Source organism: Cupriavidus sp. WKF15 (genome assembly GCF_029278605.1).
GTDB lineage: Bacteria > Pseudomonadota > Gammaproteobacteria > Burkholderiales > Burkholderiaceae > Cupriavidus.
On the sequence record NZ_CP119572.1, the window covers coordinates 2,109,795 to 2,126,092 of the forward strand.

Consider the following 16,298-nt stretch of genomic DNA (forward strand, 5'->3'; position numbering starts at 1 on the left):
CCTGTATTGGCGAAATGGATGCGCGACGCTTACTTGCGCACGAGCGGACAGTGGCTCGCGCTGAGTGGGCGGAACGCCTCGCTCGCGGGAATCACGCTCTTGATCTTGTAGAAGTCCCACGGACGCTTTGACTCGTCCGGGCGCTTGACCTCGACGAGGTACATGTCGTGGACCATCAGGCCGTCTGCGCGGATCCGGCCGTCCTTCGCAAAGAAGTCATTGACAGGCATCTCGCGCATCTTGGCCATGACGGCGTCGCTGTCATCGGTCTGCGCTGCCTGGATGGCCTTGAGGTAATGCATGGTCGACGAGTACACGCCAGCCTGGACCAGCGTGGGCATGCGCTTGGTGCGCTCGTAGAAGCGCTGCGACCACGCACGCGTGGCATCGTCGCGGTCCCAGTAGAACGATGTGGTGAGCAGCATGCCCTGTGCAGCCTGCAGACCGAGACTGTGGATGTCGCTGATGAACATGTGCAGGCCGGCAAGCTTCTGCTTGCCGCCAATGCCAATGCCAAAGTCCGCTGCAGTCTTGATCGCATTCACGGTATCCGCGCCGGCATTGGCCAGACCGATCACCTTCGCGCCGGAGGCCTGCGCCTGCAGCAGATAGGACGACAGGTCCGCCGAGTTGATCGGATGCCTGGCCTTGCCCGTCAGCTTGCCACCTGCGCTCGCCAGCGCATCCGTTGCATCCTTCTCCAGCGACGTGCCGAGCGCATAGTCGACCATCAGGAAGTACCAGCTCTTGTCTCCCGACTTCGCCAGCGCTTTCACCGTGTTGGCAGCGAAGGCATACGTGTCATACGAGTACTGCACCGTGTAGGGCGAGCAATCCTCGTTGCTCAGGCGCGTGGTCCCCGCGCCGCTGGCAATGACGATCTTGTGCTTGAGCTTGCCAAGGTTCGACACGGCCAGCGCCACCGACGAAGGCAGCGCGTCCTGGATGACATCCACCTTCTGGTTGTCGAACCAGCCGCGCGCCAGCGTCGCGGCGACATCGGTCTTGTTCTGGTGATCGGCGCTGACGACCAGTACGGGCGCGCCAAGCACCTTGCCGCCGAAGTCCTCCACGGCCATCTGGGCAGCCACTGCCGATCCCTTGCCGCCGATATCCGAGAAGATCGAGGACATGTCCGTGAGCACGCCGATCTTGACGACGCCGTCGCTGATTCGGGGCACCTCCGCGGCCTTCGCGGACCTCGCAGGGGCGGCATATAGCATGGCACCGGCCAGGACGGCCGCGCCGATTCGCATTGCAGGCATGTTGTCTACTCCAGGTTGGATTCTCTTGGGGAATCTGAATTGCACATCTACCGTTGCAGGGCGGCTTCCACGCCCATGCCGATGCCCAGCAGCCGCCGGTCGGCCCGATGGCGGCCGAACAGCATCAGGCCCACCGGCGCTTCACCGCGCCGATGGCACGGCACCGACAACGCACACAGGTCGAGCATGTTGGCGATGGCCGGGTTGCGCAGCAGCAGGCGGTTGACGCGGAAAAATGCCTCGTCATCATCGTCGACGTCGGCGATGCGCGGCGCCACGATCGGCACGGTGGGCAGCACCACCGCATCGAACCCCGCAAGTTCGGCATCGGCTTGCCGGCACAATGCGGTGCGGCGCGCGAGCATGCGCACGTAGTCGGACGCGCGTTGCGCATCCGCCAGGCGGATGCGCGACAGCACGCGCGGGTCATACGCGTCCGCATGCGCCGTCAGCAGGTCGGCATGCCAGGCGCTGGCCTCGGCAGCCACCAGGCCGCCGCTGGCACCGATCTCCGCGAGATGGTCCCAGCTGTCGAAATGCACATCCTGCAGCCGGGCACCGGCGGCCGAGAGCTGCCGCAGCGCGCGGCTGAATGACCGCGCCACCTCGTCGCTGGCGCCGTCGAAGACGAATCCGGCGGGCACGGCCAGGCGCAAACCCGCAAGCGGCACCGGGGCCAGCGGAGTCATGTCTTCGTCTGCCATCACCGCGTCGATATCGGCGCAGCACGCGACCGTGCTGGCCAGGCAGCCGACGGAGTCGTAGCTCGGCGACAGCGGCACCGCGCCGTCCAGCGGGATGCGGCTTGCCGTGGGCTTGAAGCCCGCAATGCCGCACAGCGCCGCCGGGATGCGGCACGACCCGCCGGTATCCGAACCGATGGCAGCCAGCGCCATGCCGTCGGCCACCGATACCGCGGCGCCCGAAGACGAGCCGCCCGGAATACGCTCGCCAGCACGATCGAACGGATTGCGCGGCGTGCCGTAGTGCGGGTTGATGCCGACCCCCGAGTACGCGAACTCGGTCATATTCGTGCGCCCGACGAACACCGCGCCTGCCGTCCGCAGCCGGGCAATGGCCGTCGCGTCGGCGACAGCCGGCCGCTCGGGCAGCATGCGCGCCCCGGCCCGCGTGACGTCGCCTTGCACATCGAAAAGGTCCTTGATCGAGATCGGCACGCCGGCCAGCGGGCCGGCAACGCCGTACTCGCGCATCAGGTCACTGGCGCGCGCCTGCTTGCATGCGGCCATGCTGACGCCATGCGGAAAGACGCGCGCGCCCTCGCCGCCCGGATTGCAGATGCGCTCCACGCAGGACGCCAGCAGCGACGCGGCGTTCGCGCTGCCATCAGCCAGTTGCCGCAGGGCGGCTCGTACGGTGGCAGTCATGATCAGGCCGGATCGTAGTAGTGGATCTCGAGCAGCATGCAGCCGGCATCGGACTTGAACGGCCCGTGGAACGCGCCGGGCGGGCGGCAGGCATAGGTGTTGGGCTCGAATGCTTCGCCGCCCTGCCCGCTCGCGTCGTTGCCCACCGTGAGGTCACCGCTGAGCAGATACACCTCTTCCCAGTACTCGTGCACGAACGGCTGGGTGGTGAATACACCGGGCTCGAAGCGCAGCAGGCGCGTGCGGCTGCCGCGGCGGCCCGGTTCATCGAGTGCACCGGACAGGATCTTCTGCTGGATGCCGGCCGGATAGCCATGCGGCACCTCCCAGCCGGACTGCAGGTCCAGCGTATGGAATTCGTCGTGAAGCTTGTTGATCGCCATGATCATCTCCTTGGTGTGGGGTGAGTCCGAGCTAACAGTGCGAGAGCAGTCTCAGGCAGCACGCGCGGTTGTGCCCAGTTCGGCTTCGAGTGAATAGCTGCCGAGCATGTTGTCGACGAGGTGCGCGGCGCGCTTCCAGTCGTACGTGCGGTAGGCATGGCCTTTCGTGACAAAGGACGCGCCCGCATAGAACATCTCGTACTGGTTGTGCCGCGACGCGAACTCCGAACCGACCGCGTCCCACGCGAGCTTGAAGAACTTGACGCGCTCCGCCGGGCTGCAGGCCGGCGATTTCTGCGTCTTGGCGATGATCTCGGCCAGCACCGGGTTGGCGAAGTCCTGAATGCTGGAAGGCAGCATGATCATGCCGCCGCCGGCCAGCTCGCGCAGTGTGTTGAGGACCTTCGCGTAGAGCTGCTGCGTCAGCACCTGCGAGCCGTACAGCATGCTGCGGTCCGGCACGTAGTAGCCGTTGACCATCTGGCCCTTGGCTTCCATGCCGTAGACCCACGCCTCCACCATGCCCGCTTCGGCGGCGAGCTGGCCGAGCATCTCCTTCACCTGCGGGAAGTTGCTGGTACCGTTGACTTCGGTGATCTTGTGCGCGATGCCGACCAGGAAGCGCAGCTTGACCATCAGGCGCACCTGGCACTGGTAGTTCTGGTAGCTGTGCGCCGGCGTGGCATGGAACTGGCGCGCGCACATCGCAACGTCGCCGGCAACGAAGACCCGCTCCCAGGGCACCTTCACGTCGTCGAAGTAGAGCACCGCGTCGTTCTCGTCATAGCGGCTCGCGAGCGGGTTGTCGAACACCGACGTGGCATTGGCCTCGTACGACTTGCGCGACATGACCTTCAGGCCCTTGGTGTTCATCGGGATCGCGAACGACAGCGCGTACATCTCGTCGCCTTCGCGCAGCGGCTGGATGCAGCTGCAGAACACTTCATTGGCCATGATGCCGCTGGTGGCCAGCATCTTGGCGCCGCGCACGGTGATGCCTTCCGCATCCTGGTCGACGATGCCAACCGCCAGGTACTTGTCTTCCTGCTCATGCGCCGACTTGGACTGGTTGGCCTGCGGGTTGACGATCACGTAGGTCAGGAACAGGTCGTTGTCACGCGCATAGCGGTAGTAATCGCGCAGGGCCCCGGCACGTTTGGGGTCGGCCTGCTCGAACACGTCGATGCCCATATACATGCCCGAGATGCACGAGGCCACGTGGTCGGGCGATCGGCCCATGAAGCCGTAGTGCAACTCGGTCCATGCCTCCAGCGCGTCACGGCGCTGCACGAGTTCGTCGTAGCTGGTCGGAAGCTGCCAGATCCGGCTGATGCGGTTGGCAGTGCCGTCCGGCTGGAACGTCATCTTTTCGAGGTTCTCGGACCGGGCCTGGAAGTCGTAGAGGCTCGCGTAGCTGCCGATCGAGTTGCGGAAGGCCGGGTGCGTGGTGACATCGGTCACGCGCTTGCCGTCCAGATAGACTTCGCGTCCATCGCGCAGCATGGCGATGTGCTGGGTGCCGGTCTTGACCATGTTGTTCTCCTGGGTGTCTGCTGGATTGGGTGCTGGTGGTGGGCTCAGGCGGCGGCCGGGCTGGCGTCCAGAGCGCGGTACTTGCCGCCAAAGAAAATCAGGGGCCGGCCGTCCTGCCGGGACTGGTGGCGAACGACGCGCCCGATGAAGATCACGTGATCGCCGCCGTCATGCTGCGCATACGGCTCGCATTCGAAGGTGGCCAGTGCATCGGGCAGCAGCACGTGGCTTGCATCGCGCGGACCGGCGTCGATACCGTCCCACTTGCCCGAGTTCGCACGGGCGAAGCGGTTCGAAATATCCTGCTGGGCTTCGGCCAGCACATTCACCGCGTAACGCGGTGACGCGCACAGGTCGCCAAGGCTGTGGCAGCGGCGATCCACCGAAAACAGGATCAGCGGCGGATCCAGCGATACCGAATTGAACGACGCCACCGTGATACCGACCGGCGTGCCCTCCTCCCGCGGCGCGGTAATGACGGCCACACCCGTGGCGAACATGGCCAGCGCGCTGCGGAAATGACGTTGGGCGTCGAGTTCGATAGCGCCCGCAACAGATGACTCAGACATCACGACTCCTACACATGTTGTCGACCTTGCTCATTTGCTTTTGTTTTTAGCTTTGTTTGTTAGGTATTATTCAATGCTAATAAATTTCGCTATTCAAGCTAGTAAAAACACCTAGGCGAGCGCCGGGAGAGCAGTCCCGAAACCATGGTTGACACCCGGAAACCCTTCCCACACAAGGGTTTCCGAGAAATCCAGAATGACCCGTGCGGCTTGACGAAGTGGCGCCGCAAACCCGACAACAACCCTATCGACGGCATGGACCGGCAAGGATTCTGGTGGTCCCGGTGCTAGACTCGGTCCGCGTAACCCCCACTCCAGAGCAGAAACATCATGCAATCCGAGCCCCGGACCTTTCCGATCTACATGGACTACAGCGCGACGACCCCGGTCGACGTCCGCGTCGTCGAGAAGATGGTTCCCTTCCTGCACCAGCACTTCGGCAACCCTGCCTCGCGCAGCCACGCATACGGCTGGCACGCGGAAGACGCCGCAGAGACCGCGCGTGCGCATGTGGCCGCGCTGCTGAATGCCGATCCGCGCGAGATCGTCTGGACATCGGGGGCGACCGAAGGCAACAACCTCGCCATCAAGGGCGCGGCGAATTTCTACCGCGGCAAGGGACGGCACATCGTCACCGTGAAGACCGAGCACAAGGCCGTGCTCGATACGTGCCGCGAGCTGGAGCGTCAAGGGTTCGAGGTGACGTATCTCGACGTGCGCGAGGACGGCCTGATCGATCTCGACGCGCTGCGCCAGGCGCTGCGGCCAGACACCATCCTGGTGTCGGTGATGATGGTCAACAACGAGATCGGCGTGATCCAGCCAGTGAAGGAAGTCGGCGAGATCTGCCGCGCCGCGGGCGTCGTCTTCCACTGCGACGCGGTGCAGGCAGCCGGCAAGATTCCAATCGACCTGGAAGTGCTGAAGATCGACCTGCTCACCGTGACGGCGCACAAGGTCTATGGCCCCAAGGGCATCGGCGCGCTGTACGTGCGTCGCAAACCCCGCATCCGCCTGGAAGCACAGATCCACGGCGGCGGCCACGAGCGCGGCATGCGCTCCGGTACGCTGCCTACGCACCAGATCGTCGGCATGGGCGAGGCCTTTCGCATTGCGCGGCTCGAACTGGACGAAGAAGCGCGCCGCGTCGGCGCGCTGCGCGACAGGCTGCTGGCGGGGCTGAGCGCGCTTGAAGAGGTCTACGTCAACGGCAGCATTGCGCAGCGCGTGCCGCACAACCTGAACGTGAGCTTCAACTTTGTCGAGGGGGAGTCCCTGATCATGGGGATCAAGGGCGTGGCGGTGTCGTCGGGTTCGGCTTGTACATCGGCTTCACTGGAGCCGTCGTTCGTGCTGCGCGCGCTCGGCCGCAGCGATGAACTCGCGCATAGCTCCATCCGCTTCACGCTGGGCCGCTACAGCACCGAGGCGGAAGTCGATGAGGTGATCGGCCTGGTGAACGCCACCGTCGGCCGGCTGCGCGAACTGAGTCCGCTCTGGGACATGCACAAGGAAGGCATCGACCTGCGCACGATCCAGTGGGCTGACCACTGATGGCGCGGGTCCCGCGATGGCTAGCCGGCCTGCCGCCGGGCGTGCAGGTGCTCGAGGTCCAGCGCGGCGCGATCGCCGTTGGCGACGAGGCGATCGACAATGGAGCACAGCACCTTGAATTCCGTGCGCGTGACGCCGTCGAACAGCACGTCATTGATGCGCTGCTGCACCGGAAGCAATTCGCCGAGCAGCCTGGTTCCGGCCGGCGTGATCGTCAGCAGCATCTTGCGCCGGTCCTCGGGGTGCGCCTTCTTGTCGATCAGGCCGAGCTTCTTCAGCTTGCCGGTTTCGATCGTGATGAACGGCCCGCTCAGGTGCAGATGGTCGGCAAGCTGGTTGACGGTCACGTCGCCCTGCCGGGACAGGTGCGCAATCGACCGGATCAGGGAGTACTGCACTCCGGTCAGCCCGATCAGGCTGCCGAAGCCGTCCCGCACCGTCAGCAGCCGCGCGGCGAAGGGCAACAGCCCGTTCACGAGGTGGCGGAATTCGGTATCCGAGCCGTCTACCAGGCATGCCGGGTTGGTGATGGTCAGGGTCTTGCTGGACGCTTTCGACGCCACGGTATGCTCCACTTAGCTTTTTAAGCAAGCTTTGCATCAAATTGTAGCAAACGCCACCGGAGAAGACTGGCGCTGCCAGGTGCTCTCTGGCGCGATTCCCTGAAACGGAGATCACTGTGACCGCTATCCCGGCCGCTGCGGCGCAAGCCCTGCTGCACCAGTACATCGAGGCCAAGGACAACAACCGCCCCGAGATCATCCATGACGCCTTCGCCAACGATGCCTGGCTGACGATCTCGCTCAATACCGACGCCATCAGCTTTCCATCGAGAACGGAAGGCGCGGCGGCAATTGCCCGCACCCTGGTTTCAGATTTTGCGAGGATCTTTGACCGCTGCCGAACCTACTACATCGGCGACAGTCAGTCCTGGCACGACGGCGCCATGATCGTTCCATGGCTGGTTGCCATGCGCGAAACTGCGGCAACGAAGCTGCGCGTGGGCCGGGGCTACTATCGCCTTGGCTTCGTCATGACTGACGGCAAGGCCCGGATCGCAAGCTTCCATATCCATATCGACCGCATGGACGTGATCGATGATCCCGGTGCACGGGCGCTGGCAGCGCTGCACGCATCGCTGCCCTATCCCGAAGTTCGCACGGCGGAACTCAAGGCGGGTATCGAGCGGGCGCTGGCAAACCGGCCTGCGCTTGAAGCGCTGAGGTCGTTTGCCTTCCCCGCTGCGCTGCCCACTCCGTAGCCAGACTTAACGCGTCGGCAGGCTGCCGATCTCGTTGCCCGGCCCCTTGCCCATCTCGATGCGCGGATCGCGCCGCGCCGGGACGATGCCATCGTCGGCAAGCCGCCGCTGCAGGTCGTTGTTGCCGAGCTGGCGATAGTCCTTGTCGAGTTCGCGCGTGACGACGTTGCACACGGACTGCGGCAGAGCCTTGCGCAGCAGGCCAAGGAAGCGCGGCGGCGCGATGACGACCAGTTCGTCGAAGCGCTGCTTGTTGTGGGCCTCCTCGAGCAGCTTCGCGACGCGGCGCGCGAAGAGCTGGGCTTCCTGGTGGACCGCGTCCTCGCCAGCCGATGACGTGACGGTAGCGGTACGGCCCGCGTGTGCGCCCGGATGGCCCGCGTCGCCCTGCATGCTGGCCTGTGCGCGGCGACCGTAGGCGTCGTGCCGCAAGGCGGCATTGTGCGCGCGGGCTCCGGCGTCTGTGATCTTCTCGACGTCTTCCAGTGGCGTGCTTGCGCCTTGCGAGGCGAGCACTCTTGCAATCCCCTCATCCGCGACAAGGATCCAGATCGTCTTCATGAATCGTCTCCGTTCGGCGGCCCCGATACCGGGCCGCGTGGAGAAAGACTTGCAAGCCGCACGCCACCCCGGAAGTTGATGTATCTTCCCACTCCATGTGGAGCAGGGCATGCCTGATTGCAGCAATGACGCGAAACGCTGCAAGTATTGCACTACGCAGGCCCAGCCAGAGGCTGAGTAGCGAGGGTCAGCGCGGCGTGCTGGCATCCGGCGCGCCATCCGAAAGTGCGCGCCATGATTAGTGGTCCTCGGAAAATCGTGAAACTGGCCAATCCAGGTGGCCACGACTTCGACACCGAAAGACCTCATTGCGCAAAACCCTAAGCCAACAGCTGAGCAGAGGACCAGACCTTATCCGTTCTTATATCGGTTGTAAGCAATGTCTAATTCACTGCGTCCGCCACTCAGTGTTCGAAGGGGCAACTTGGAAGGTCCATTCTCAAAAACGTGCGTTGCTGCAAATGCAACTGCGCGGCTTTTCCATGCGTGCCGAGGAACTCGAGTAAATCTCCGGCGTTGAAAACGTTCCGGACGGCTACGGCTTAGAACTTGGCGCTACCTCTGCAGAGGTCGGCCCGGTGCCATTTCCGCACAGACCACTACGACGGGCAGCCAGAGGTGCGTCCCCTCCTTGGTAGGATGCGCTGCCGTCTTCCACATTCTATTGTTGGACAGCTCATATCACACTATGATTCTTTTAAGCACATGCCACACACGTACGCGAAGCCCTTGAAGGGTTCAAGCGTGTAGATGAGCGCTGTCAAAGCAGGGGTCAATTGATGGATGAGGACTACGGGCCGTGGAGACGGCGCTGGCTACAATGGCATTCGCGTTCGCTGCTGGCCAGTGTGGTTGCTCTGACCGATGTCGAGCGGAATTCCTACCTGGGCAAAATGCGAGCGGCATACCGCAACCTTGGCGACTTTCCCGAGAGCGAGATTGATTTCATATTTCGGCGCGCATCCCGAGGTCTAAGAAGGCTTCGCTTATCTTGCCGGGTCTTCGAGGTTTCGCCGCTCACTCACCAGCGAATCAGGGAACAGGGTCGACGCTTGATGGCGGACGCGGATAGGCTCGTCGCCGATGACCTGTAGCAACGTCCCATGAAATTCCGGGTCAAACATCGTCGAAGCGTCAGCGCGAGTAGTGTAGATGCCAGCAGCTGCTAGCTACGGAACCTATGGCTGCGAATCAAGTGAGGTCGCATCTCATGCAGAGATGCCCCAATCCATGCTCTCGTTGAAACGTCTTTGAAGCTCGCACCTCCTGCGAAAGCCCATCTCGCGGCATTAGCAAGAAGCCATGACGACTGAAGAAGCCTGCACAACGATTCGAAAAGTACACGGCCTGCCGACAGCCGCTGGCGCGAGCTCTCATGAGGGCCGTGCGAACCAGATGCGATGCTATCCCTCGCTCTCGAAATTCTGGAAGTACTGCGACTGGTCCGACAACGGCGGTATCACCGCGCCGTTGAGCGCCGGCGCATCCCACAAGCATGCGCTCGGATTCGGCGACGTGGAACATTGTTCCGGGCAGGCCGACGTCGTCGCCAATCAGTCCGCTCCGCTGGAGAATATCGCCAATCCGCTCCCATTCTCCCGTCATTGCCGCGCGTATCGATATGCTTCTCATCACGGTACTCCATACAAGTTTGCGAACTGCACATCACCGTGATGGCACTACATCAGTAAGAGACGAGGTCCACAGCGCAGGGTGGCCTGGTACCAAAAGTGGCTTTTTTAGGATTTCTGCAATGTGCGATTATCAGCAAAGCTCGCCGGCTTGCCAATCACCCGATTGAGCTACGAGGACGCAGGCAGAAGTCGCGGTGTCCTACTTCCCGCGTTACACCTCGCTCGTAACGCCGGATTCTTTGATTGCCACAAATCTTGCTCATCTAGCATCCGCAACCTGCGCGTAGCACGAGCGCCTCATTGGTCCCGACAATGCAGATGGGCACTTCAAGTTGGTTGGGCTTAACCGCACCATCATCGTGCGCCGAATTGCCGAGCAACTCTCCACTCAACTGGACCGTCGCCCGGAGGAACTGAAGCGCATCGCTGAGCTGGCCGCCCCTGTTCCTGAATTGTTCGACTGGCTATTTCTCGCCTGGCCGGACGGTAAGCGGGTATTCGGTACCAGGTCGACAGGCCAGAACCCTGATGTCTCGGACCGGCAGTATTTTCAAGACATCTTGCGCGGCGCGTCTGTCGTTATTTCCGAACCGGTGATTACCAAGATGACCGGCACGCCCGGCATCGCCATGGCCGTGCCAGTGCGCTCAATTGATGGGCAAGTACGCGCGGTTCTTGTCGGAAGTTTTGACCTTCGGCACGAAAGCTTCCTCTTGGCGTTGTCACGCAGCCGCATAGGCAAACCCGGAACCTATTGCATTGCCTCGTTGGGGCCGTCCCCTCGCCATGTCGTGCATGCAGACCCGGAAAAGGTTCTTCAACCTGCAAGCGCCGTAGATGAGTCGTGCGGAACCGATCCCGCACGCTCCCTCTTGGAATTTGCTTGGCCAACGCGGCCCATTGTTGCTCGGCACCGGCTTCGAACCGCTGGCTGGGAATCGGTTGCCACGCTACCGGCAAAGGAAGCCTTCTTGCCAATCACCCGTGCAAAGCCAAAGATTCTATCGATGATTGCTGTAGCCCTGGCAATTGCCGGCATGCTGATGTGGGGGTGGCCCGAGCCTGTTGACTCCGCTGGAGGCCCTGGAACGTGCCGTACAGGAAAGCGCGACGGACTTGTCGGGGCGCCGGCAGTCCCGGCTGCAACGGCCGCGGCTCGCCGCTCATGGCGACGCTGAGGTCGCGGATCAAGCGCCTGTTCCATTCCAGCAGGAGGCCAGTCGAGTCACAGCGCGCTTTCAAAGGAGAAGGAGGCTTGCCCCGTTTCTGAAGGGTGCAGTGATAGTGGTCCATCACTGCACGTCGCTATGTTAGCGTGCGCAAGCGGCTGCATTCACTGTCAGTCGGTTTCCGGCAAGTCGTGAGCGTAGCTGTCCCATGAGCCAATCCGTTCGCCCCGTCGGTGTATCAAGAGTTCAACGTGTTCCCGTTCCGCCTTGGCCGTGGCCGCGGCAACCGCTTGGCGCTGGCGTGGATAGTGGCTAATAGGCTCCCGCTTTCCTTCAACGAATAAAGCCCAGCCAGCTCGGTCATGAAATACATGAATATTTGGTGCTGACATGGTGTCATCCTCTTGTACGGCGTCTCTTATTTGTATACCCGCAGATCGACAACAAGCATTCATCATTGATGAAATCTGTGTGGCTGGACACCCATAAGCCAACCGTCGCCACGCTCCTGTTTGGGCAGCTTTTGCATGGGTGATCGTCAATCCTATTGTCGGGTTCCCTGAATGACCGTAACTTCTCTGCTGTCCATGTTGAACGACCGCTTCAGAGTAACGCCAGCGTCTCTTCAGGGGGGCTACGGCCATCGCCTCCCTCAGGTTGAATGGCAGCAATTCGGTGCCGACGCGGACGCTCATCTCATCTAAGCGCTGCCTCGCTCCACCTGCAAAGAGTTTTCGAATTGTCCCGAGCGCTCTCCTAGCGGATCGAGGTTTGGCGGATAAGATATCCGGTCATTCCCCGAGTGTCACGCTACAGGGCTCCGGCACCCAACTGAAGCCGGTACACTCGGCGCGCACACGACCTATGCCTGGGAATGTCACATGCGCGCCGCCGACTAGGTACCCCTCCCGAGAGGCGTCGGTAAGAACGCGTAGCCGGGTCGCGGCGGCCTCGGCCCGGTCCACGTCGTAGTCGATGGTGATTGCCGGGTTGCGGAACTGCACCTCGCTGGCGTGAATGATGTCGCCCCACAATAGCAGGCGCTGCCCTTGGCTCTCGATGAAGTAGCCGCTCATCCCGGGCGTATGGCCATAAAGCGGTACAGCGCGGATGCCGGGATAGAGTTGCGTCGCGCCGTCGAAGGTCTTGAGCCGTCCTGCCGCAGCGTAGGGGTCAACCGTCTGATGCGACTGCCGATACGTACTGCGTGCTGCTGGCGGGGCCTTTGCCTCGGCTTCGGCACTGAGCCACAGCGCCGGGTCGCGCCGGTCTACGTGCACGGTCGCATTCGGAAACACACGCTGCCCGCCGATGCTGAGCCCGCCAGAATGGTCGCCATGGATATGCGTGAGCAGCACGTCGTCGATGTCGCTCGGCTCATAGCCGGCCGCGCGAAGGTTGGCGACGAGCCGGCCCGTCTGCGGCCCGAACAGCTCGCCGGCACCGGTATCCACCAGCAGGCGACGTTCGCCGGTATCGATCAAGTAGCAGTTGACCGAGATCTCAATCGGCAACGCGAGGTTGGCCGTCGCGTAGGCTTCGCGCACGGCACTGGGATTGCTCATGATCTTTGCCACGTCGCGCTGGGCGGTGCCATCGGACAGCGCGGTGATCCGGAACGCGCCGAGGCGGAAGCGATAGAAGCCGGGGGCCTGGCGGGACTCCCATCCGATGCCGGACCGCGGCACAGGCAACGTGCCCGTGCTGGCGGGACTGGCCGCCTGGATGGCCACGGAGGCCGAAGCGAGAACGAAGAGGCTGGAGAGGCGCAAGAACATGATGTCCGACTGTTTCAGGATGGGTGACAACCAAACGATAGAAGATCCTCCACACGCCGATTAGATGCCCGAATCGGGAATCATTGTGCCGTGAGTGGCATAATCTGCTTTCTACCAATGGCGAGCCCGACTGCCATGCCTGCCGACATGAACGACACGCTAGTCTTCCTGAAGGTCGTCGAGGCCGGCAGCTTCACGGCCGCGGCGGCGGAACTGCGACTGCCTAAGACCACTGTCAGCCGCCGGTTGCGCGAGCTGGAACAGCGGCTCGGCATGCAGCTCCTGCACCGGACCACGCGCCGGCTCGGCCTGACCGAAGCCGGCACGCTTTACTTCGAGACCTGCCGCGCCATTCCCGGCCTGCTCGCGAAGGCCGACGCCGCAGTCGGCCAGTTGCGCGGCGTGCCGCGTGGCGCGCTGCGGATCACGGCGTCGTACTCGCTGTCGGTCAATCTGCTGGCGCCGCTGCTGGCGGACTTCCGCGCCGCCTGTCCGGAGGTGACCATCGACCTCGTGCTGAACCACCGCACGCTCGACCTGGTGAGCGAGGAGATCGACCTCGCGCTGCGCATGGGCGACCTGCCGGATTCCTCGATGGCCGCGCGCCGGCTGACGACGTTTCCGAACCGCGTCTACGCCAGTCCCGCCTACCTGGCGCGTCACGGCACGCCCGCCCATCCCCGCGATCTGCGCCAGTACGCCGCGCTTTCCACCCGCGTGGCGCGGCGCGGCGGCGCATATGCGTGGCCGATGCGGCGCGAAGGTGGGGAGGACGAACTGGCCGACTACCCCATACTCCCTGTGATCGAGGCAGACGACCCTGAGGTTCTCAAGGCGCCGCTGTTCGATGGCGCCGGCCTGATGATGGCCACCGACATGATCATGGCGCGCCATGCCGCACAGGGGCTGGTGGTGCCGGTACTGCCCGGCTGGGTGGGCCGCTGCCCGGTCCTGCATGCCGTGTTCCCGCGCGGGCCAATCCAGCCGCCGAAGCTGCGGGCGTTCATCGACTTCCTGGTGGCGCGCCTCGGCGGCGACCTTTCGCGCTGACGGCGCCTGTGGCATCGTCTGCCACACCCAGACGGACGACATCGTGGAACTACGACACCTACGCTACTTCATCGCCGTCGCCGAGCACGAAAGCATCCGGCTCGCCGCCGAGCACATCCACGTCACCCAGCCGGCCATCTCGCGGCAGATCCACGACATGGAGGAGGAGCTCGGCTTCCCGCTTTTCTCGCGCACACCGCGCGGCCTGAAGCTGACGACCGCCGGCCAGGCCTACCTGCGCGAGGCGCGCGCTGCGCTGGCCAGGCTCGACGTTGCCGCCCGCGCCGCGCAGCGGATCTCCGCGGGGGTGCAGGGATACCTCCGTCTTGGCTTCGTGGAGAACAGCGGCTGGGACGGCATCGTCCCGCACGTCTTCCGGCGCTTTCAGGCAGAGGTACCCGACGTGCGCATCGAACTGGTGCCGATGAACACACCGCAGCAACTCGACGCGCTGCGCGACGGCATGCTCGACGGCGGCTTCATCTACCAGTACGGCCCGCTGGACTCCTCGCTGGCCGCGCTGCCGCTGGCCACCAACAACGTGGTGCTCGCTGCCCCGCACGCCTGGACGCTGCCTGGCGACGACGGCTCGCGCCACCCAACAGTGACCCTGCGTGACATTGCCGACTGGCCTTTCATCACGTTCCCGCGCGCGGTCTATCCGCTCTACTACGACCGTCTGATCGGTGCCTGCCAGGCGCTAGGCGTTACGCTCGACGTGGTGCAGGAAGTCTCCACCGAGGCCGCCGTGCTGTCGCTGGTCTGCGCAGGCATCGGCGCGGCCATCGTCAACTCGGCCAACCTCGGCCGCCCGCCGGCGCTGGTTCGCTTCGCGTCGTTCTCCGACCTGGCGATCCCTATGCCGCTCGTCTTTGTGCATCCCGCGAATGCGCTGGAACCGGCACTCGCCCGCTTCATCGAGACCGTCAGGGTGATGATAGCGATGCCCTGAAGGCATCAGCACCCACAAAAAACGGCATTTGTCGGCAATTCGTCCGTCGGCAATAGTGCATGCATCGGCGGCCCGTACAGCGGCCGCCCGCTTCCCAACACAGGAGACATGCATGCAAGGCCACCCCCACGACCCTCTCATCCCCAGCCGGAAATCACTGATCTCGACCGGGATCGACTACGAGCGCGAAGGCTTCCAGACCGGCGTGCTGCGCGTTCCCTTCTCGCATGACCGCTCGGCTTACGGCCACATTCCCGTGCCGGTGGCCATGCTGAAGCACGGCGAAGGCCCGACCGTGCTGCTGACCGGCGGCAACCATGGCGACGAGTACGAAGGTCCCGTCGCGCTGATGAAACTGCTGCAGCGGATGCCATCGATGCGCATCCGGGGCCGGCTGATCGTCATCCCGGCGCTGAACTTCCCTGCCTTCCTGAATGGCTCTCGGACCTCGCCCATCGACCGCGGCAACCTGAACCGGATGTTTCCCGGCGACCGCAACGGCTCCATCACGGCCATGATCGCCCACTACGTCGATACGGAACTGTTCCCGCGCGCCGACGTGGTGCTCGACCTGCACGCCGGCGGCGCCTCGTTCAACCACATGCCGACGTTGCTCGCCGCGCTGCCCCGCGATCCGTCGCGCCATGCCGAGTATATGAAGCTGGTCCACGCCTTTGCCGCGCCGCACACGATGGTGATGGACCTGCTCGGCGAGGACCGCACCTACGGCGCCGCTGCCGAGCGCCACGGCACCCTGTTCCTGTGCGGCGAGTTCGGCGGTTACGGGAGCTGCAACGTGGACGGACTCGCCATCGTCGAGGAAGGGCTGCGGCGCGTGCTGCATGTCGCCGGCTTGACCCATGACGACACCCCGCCGCCGCGCCACGACACACGCGTCATCGCCGTGAACGGTGCGCAGCACTACCTTTTCGCACCCCGCCACGGAGTGTTCGAGCCGTGCTTCACGCTCGGGCAAGAGGTGGCCGCCGGCCACCTCGCAGGCCGCCTGTTCGATCCTTACACCCCGTGGGAGGCGCCACGCGAGTTGCATTTTGGCGGCAGCGGAATGGTGGTTTGCGCCCGGACTTTCGCGGGCGTCGAGCCCGGCGACTGCATTGCGCTGCTGGCTTCGCCCGCGCCGCTCGCCTGAACGGCGCACCCTTCCCCCGATTTTCCAAGGAGATCCCTCCATGCAGCCCAC

General features: G+C 63.8%; 15 protein-coding genes. 7 read left to right on the plus strand and 8 right to left on the minus strand.

All coding sequences use genetic code 11. From position 1 onward, the window contains the following. Nucleotides 1–29 precede the first annotated feature (29 nt). From CupriaWKF_RS09775 to CupriaWKF_RS09795, 5 genes are read right to left on the minus strand one after another with little or no spacing between them, the layout of a single operon-like run. Nucleotides 30–1,265: an ABC transporter substrate-binding protein gene (locus CupriaWKF_RS09775; protein ID WP_276097706.1), complete on the minus strand. Its 1,236-nt coding sequence runs from the start codon at nucleotides 1,263–1,265 to the stop codon at nucleotides 30–32. Nucleotides 1,266–1,312: 47 nt separating this feature from the next. Beyond that, a complete protein-coding gene (locus tag CupriaWKF_RS09780; RefSeq protein WP_276097707.1) occupies nucleotides 1,313–2,653 on the minus strand; it encodes an amidase in 1,341 nt (446 codons plus the stop codon). A gap of 2 nt (nucleotides 2,654–2,655) precedes the next feature. Then, on the minus strand, nucleotides 2,656–3,036 hold the full coding sequence (locus CupriaWKF_RS09785) for a cupin (protein WP_276097708.1): 381 nt from the start codon (nucleotides 3,034–3,036) through the stop codon (nucleotides 2,656–2,658). 51 nt (nucleotides 3,037–3,087) lie between these two features. Continuing rightward, the gene (locus CupriaWKF_RS09790) at nucleotides 3,088–4,569 is read right to left on the minus strand and encodes a 4-hydroxyphenylacetate 3-hydroxylase N-terminal domain-containing protein (RefSeq protein WP_276097709.1); all 1,482 of its coding nucleotides are present in this window, start codon (nucleotides 4,567–4,569) and stop codon (nucleotides 3,088–3,090) included. Nucleotides 4,570–4,613: 44 nt separating this feature from the next. Then, nucleotides 4,614–5,138 carry a flavin reductase family protein gene (locus tag CupriaWKF_RS09795; protein ID WP_276097710.1) on the minus strand — a complete coding sequence of 175 codons (525 nt, stop codon included), beginning with the start codon at nucleotides 5,136–5,138 and terminating at the stop codon, nucleotides 4,614–4,616. Between the two features lie 330 nt (nucleotides 5,139–5,468). Here CupriaWKF_RS09795 and CupriaWKF_RS09800 point away from each other — a divergent pair, with 330 nt between their 5' ends. Then, complete coding sequence (locus CupriaWKF_RS09800; RefSeq protein ID WP_276097711.1) at nucleotides 5,469–6,692, plus strand: IscS subfamily cysteine desulfurase; 1,224 nt, start codon at nucleotides 5,469–5,471, stop codon at nucleotides 6,690–6,692. 20 nt (nucleotides 6,693–6,712) lie between these two features. Here CupriaWKF_RS09800 and CupriaWKF_RS09805 read toward each other — a convergent pair whose 3' ends face one another. Beyond that, the gene (locus CupriaWKF_RS09805) at nucleotides 6,713–7,255 is read right to left on the minus strand and encodes a MarR family transcriptional regulator (RefSeq protein WP_276097712.1); all 543 of its coding nucleotides are present in this window, start codon (nucleotides 7,253–7,255) and stop codon (nucleotides 6,713–6,715) included. A gap of 116 nt (nucleotides 7,256–7,371) precedes the next feature. Here CupriaWKF_RS09805 and CupriaWKF_RS09810 point away from each other — a divergent pair, with 116 nt between their 5' ends. Further along, nucleotides 7,372–7,953, plus strand: coding sequence for a hypothetical protein (locus tag CupriaWKF_RS09810; RefSeq protein WP_276097713.1), 582 nt, complete (start codon nucleotides 7,372–7,374; stop codon nucleotides 7,951–7,953). A 6-nt stretch (nucleotides 7,954–7,959) separates the two neighbouring features. Here the strand turns inward: CupriaWKF_RS09810 and CupriaWKF_RS09815 are convergent, their stop codons facing one another. Further along, complete coding sequence (locus CupriaWKF_RS09815) at nucleotides 7,960–8,514, minus strand: host attachment protein (protein ID WP_276097714.1); 555 nt, start codon at nucleotides 8,512–8,514, stop codon at nucleotides 7,960–7,962. A gap of 1,302 nt (nucleotides 8,515–9,816) precedes the next feature. On the opposite strand from CupriaWKF_RS09815, the gene CupriaWKF_RS09820 reads away from it, so the two are divergent. Together CupriaWKF_RS09820 and CupriaWKF_RS09825 are read left to right on the plus strand one after the other, a co-directional pair. Further along, on the plus strand, nucleotides 9,817–10,188 hold the full coding sequence (locus CupriaWKF_RS09820; RefSeq protein WP_276097715.1) for a hypothetical protein: 372 nt from the start codon (nucleotides 9,817–9,819) through the stop codon (nucleotides 10,186–10,188). A 319-nt stretch (nucleotides 10,189–10,507) separates the two neighbouring features. After that, a complete protein-coding gene (locus CupriaWKF_RS09825; protein WP_276097716.1) occupies nucleotides 10,508–11,326 on the plus strand; it encodes a hypothetical protein in 819 nt (272 codons plus the stop codon). Nucleotides 11,327–12,108: 782 nt separating this feature from the next. On the opposite strand, the gene CupriaWKF_RS09830 is transcribed toward CupriaWKF_RS09825, so the two are convergent. Further along, entirely contained in the window at nucleotides 12,109–13,125 is a 1,017-nt protein-coding gene (locus tag CupriaWKF_RS09830; protein WP_276097717.1) for an MBL fold metallo-hydrolase, read from the minus strand. Nucleotides 13,126–13,242: 117 nt separating this feature from the next. On the opposite strand from CupriaWKF_RS09830, the gene CupriaWKF_RS09835 reads away from it, so the two are divergent. The 3 genes from CupriaWKF_RS09835 (at nucleotide 13,243) to CupriaWKF_RS09845 (ending at nucleotide 16,247) form a co-directional block, all read left to right on the plus strand. Then, the gene (locus CupriaWKF_RS09835; RefSeq protein WP_276097718.1) at nucleotides 13,243–14,145 is read left to right on the plus strand and encodes a LysR family transcriptional regulator; all 903 of its coding nucleotides are present in this window, start codon (nucleotides 13,243–13,245) and stop codon (nucleotides 14,143–14,145) included. A 43-nt stretch (nucleotides 14,146–14,188) separates the two neighbouring features. Next, complete coding sequence (locus CupriaWKF_RS09840) at nucleotides 14,189–15,097, plus strand: LysR family transcriptional regulator (RefSeq protein ID WP_276097719.1); 909 nt, start codon at nucleotides 14,189–14,191, stop codon at nucleotides 15,095–15,097. Between the two features lie 112 nt (nucleotides 15,098–15,209). Further along, nucleotides 15,210–16,247: a succinylglutamate desuccinylase/aspartoacylase family protein gene (locus CupriaWKF_RS09845; protein WP_276097720.1), complete on the plus strand. Its 1,038-nt coding sequence runs from the start codon at nucleotides 15,210–15,212 to the stop codon at nucleotides 16,245–16,247. Nucleotides 16,248–16,298: the final 51 nt, after the last annotated feature.

Bases quoted from the DNA above. Each gene is read 5' to 3' on its own strand.
- CupriaWKF_RS09775 (WP_276097706.1), bottom strand. From the start codon at position 1,265: ATGCCTGCAATGCGAATCGGCGCGGCCGTCCTGGCCGGTGCCATGCTA.
- CupriaWKF_RS09780 (WP_276097707.1), bottom strand. From the start codon at position 2,653: ATGACTGCCACCGTACGAGCCGCCCTGCGGCAACTGGCTGATGGCAGC.
- CupriaWKF_RS09785 (WP_276097708.1), bottom strand. From the start codon at position 3,036: ATGGCGATCAACAAGCTTCACGACGAATTCCATACGCTGGACCTGCAG.
- CupriaWKF_RS09790 (WP_276097709.1), bottom strand. From the start codon at position 4,569: ATGGTCAAGACCGGCACCCAGCACATCGCCATGCTGCGCGATGGACGC.
- CupriaWKF_RS09795 (WP_276097710.1), bottom strand. From the start codon at position 5,138: ATGTCTGAGTCATCTGTTGCGGGCGCTATCGAACTCGACGCCCAACGT.
- CupriaWKF_RS09800 (WP_276097711.1), top strand. From the start codon at position 5,469: ATGCAATCCGAGCCCCGGACCTTTCCGATCTACATGGACTACAGCGCG.
- CupriaWKF_RS09815 (WP_276097714.1), bottom strand. From the start codon at position 8,514: ATGAAGACGATCTGGATCCTTGTCGCGGATGAGGGGATTGCAAGAGTG.
- CupriaWKF_RS09820 (WP_276097715.1), top strand. From the start codon at position 9,817: ATGACGACTGAAGAAGCCTGCACAACGATTCGAAAAGTACACGGCCTG.
- CupriaWKF_RS09835 (WP_276097718.1), top strand. From the start codon at position 13,243: ATGAACGACACGCTAGTCTTCCTGAAGGTCGTCGAGGCCGGCAGCTTC.
- CupriaWKF_RS09845 (WP_276097720.1), top strand. From the start codon at position 15,210: ATGCAAGGCCACCCCCACGACCCTCTCATCCCCAGCCGGAAATCACTG.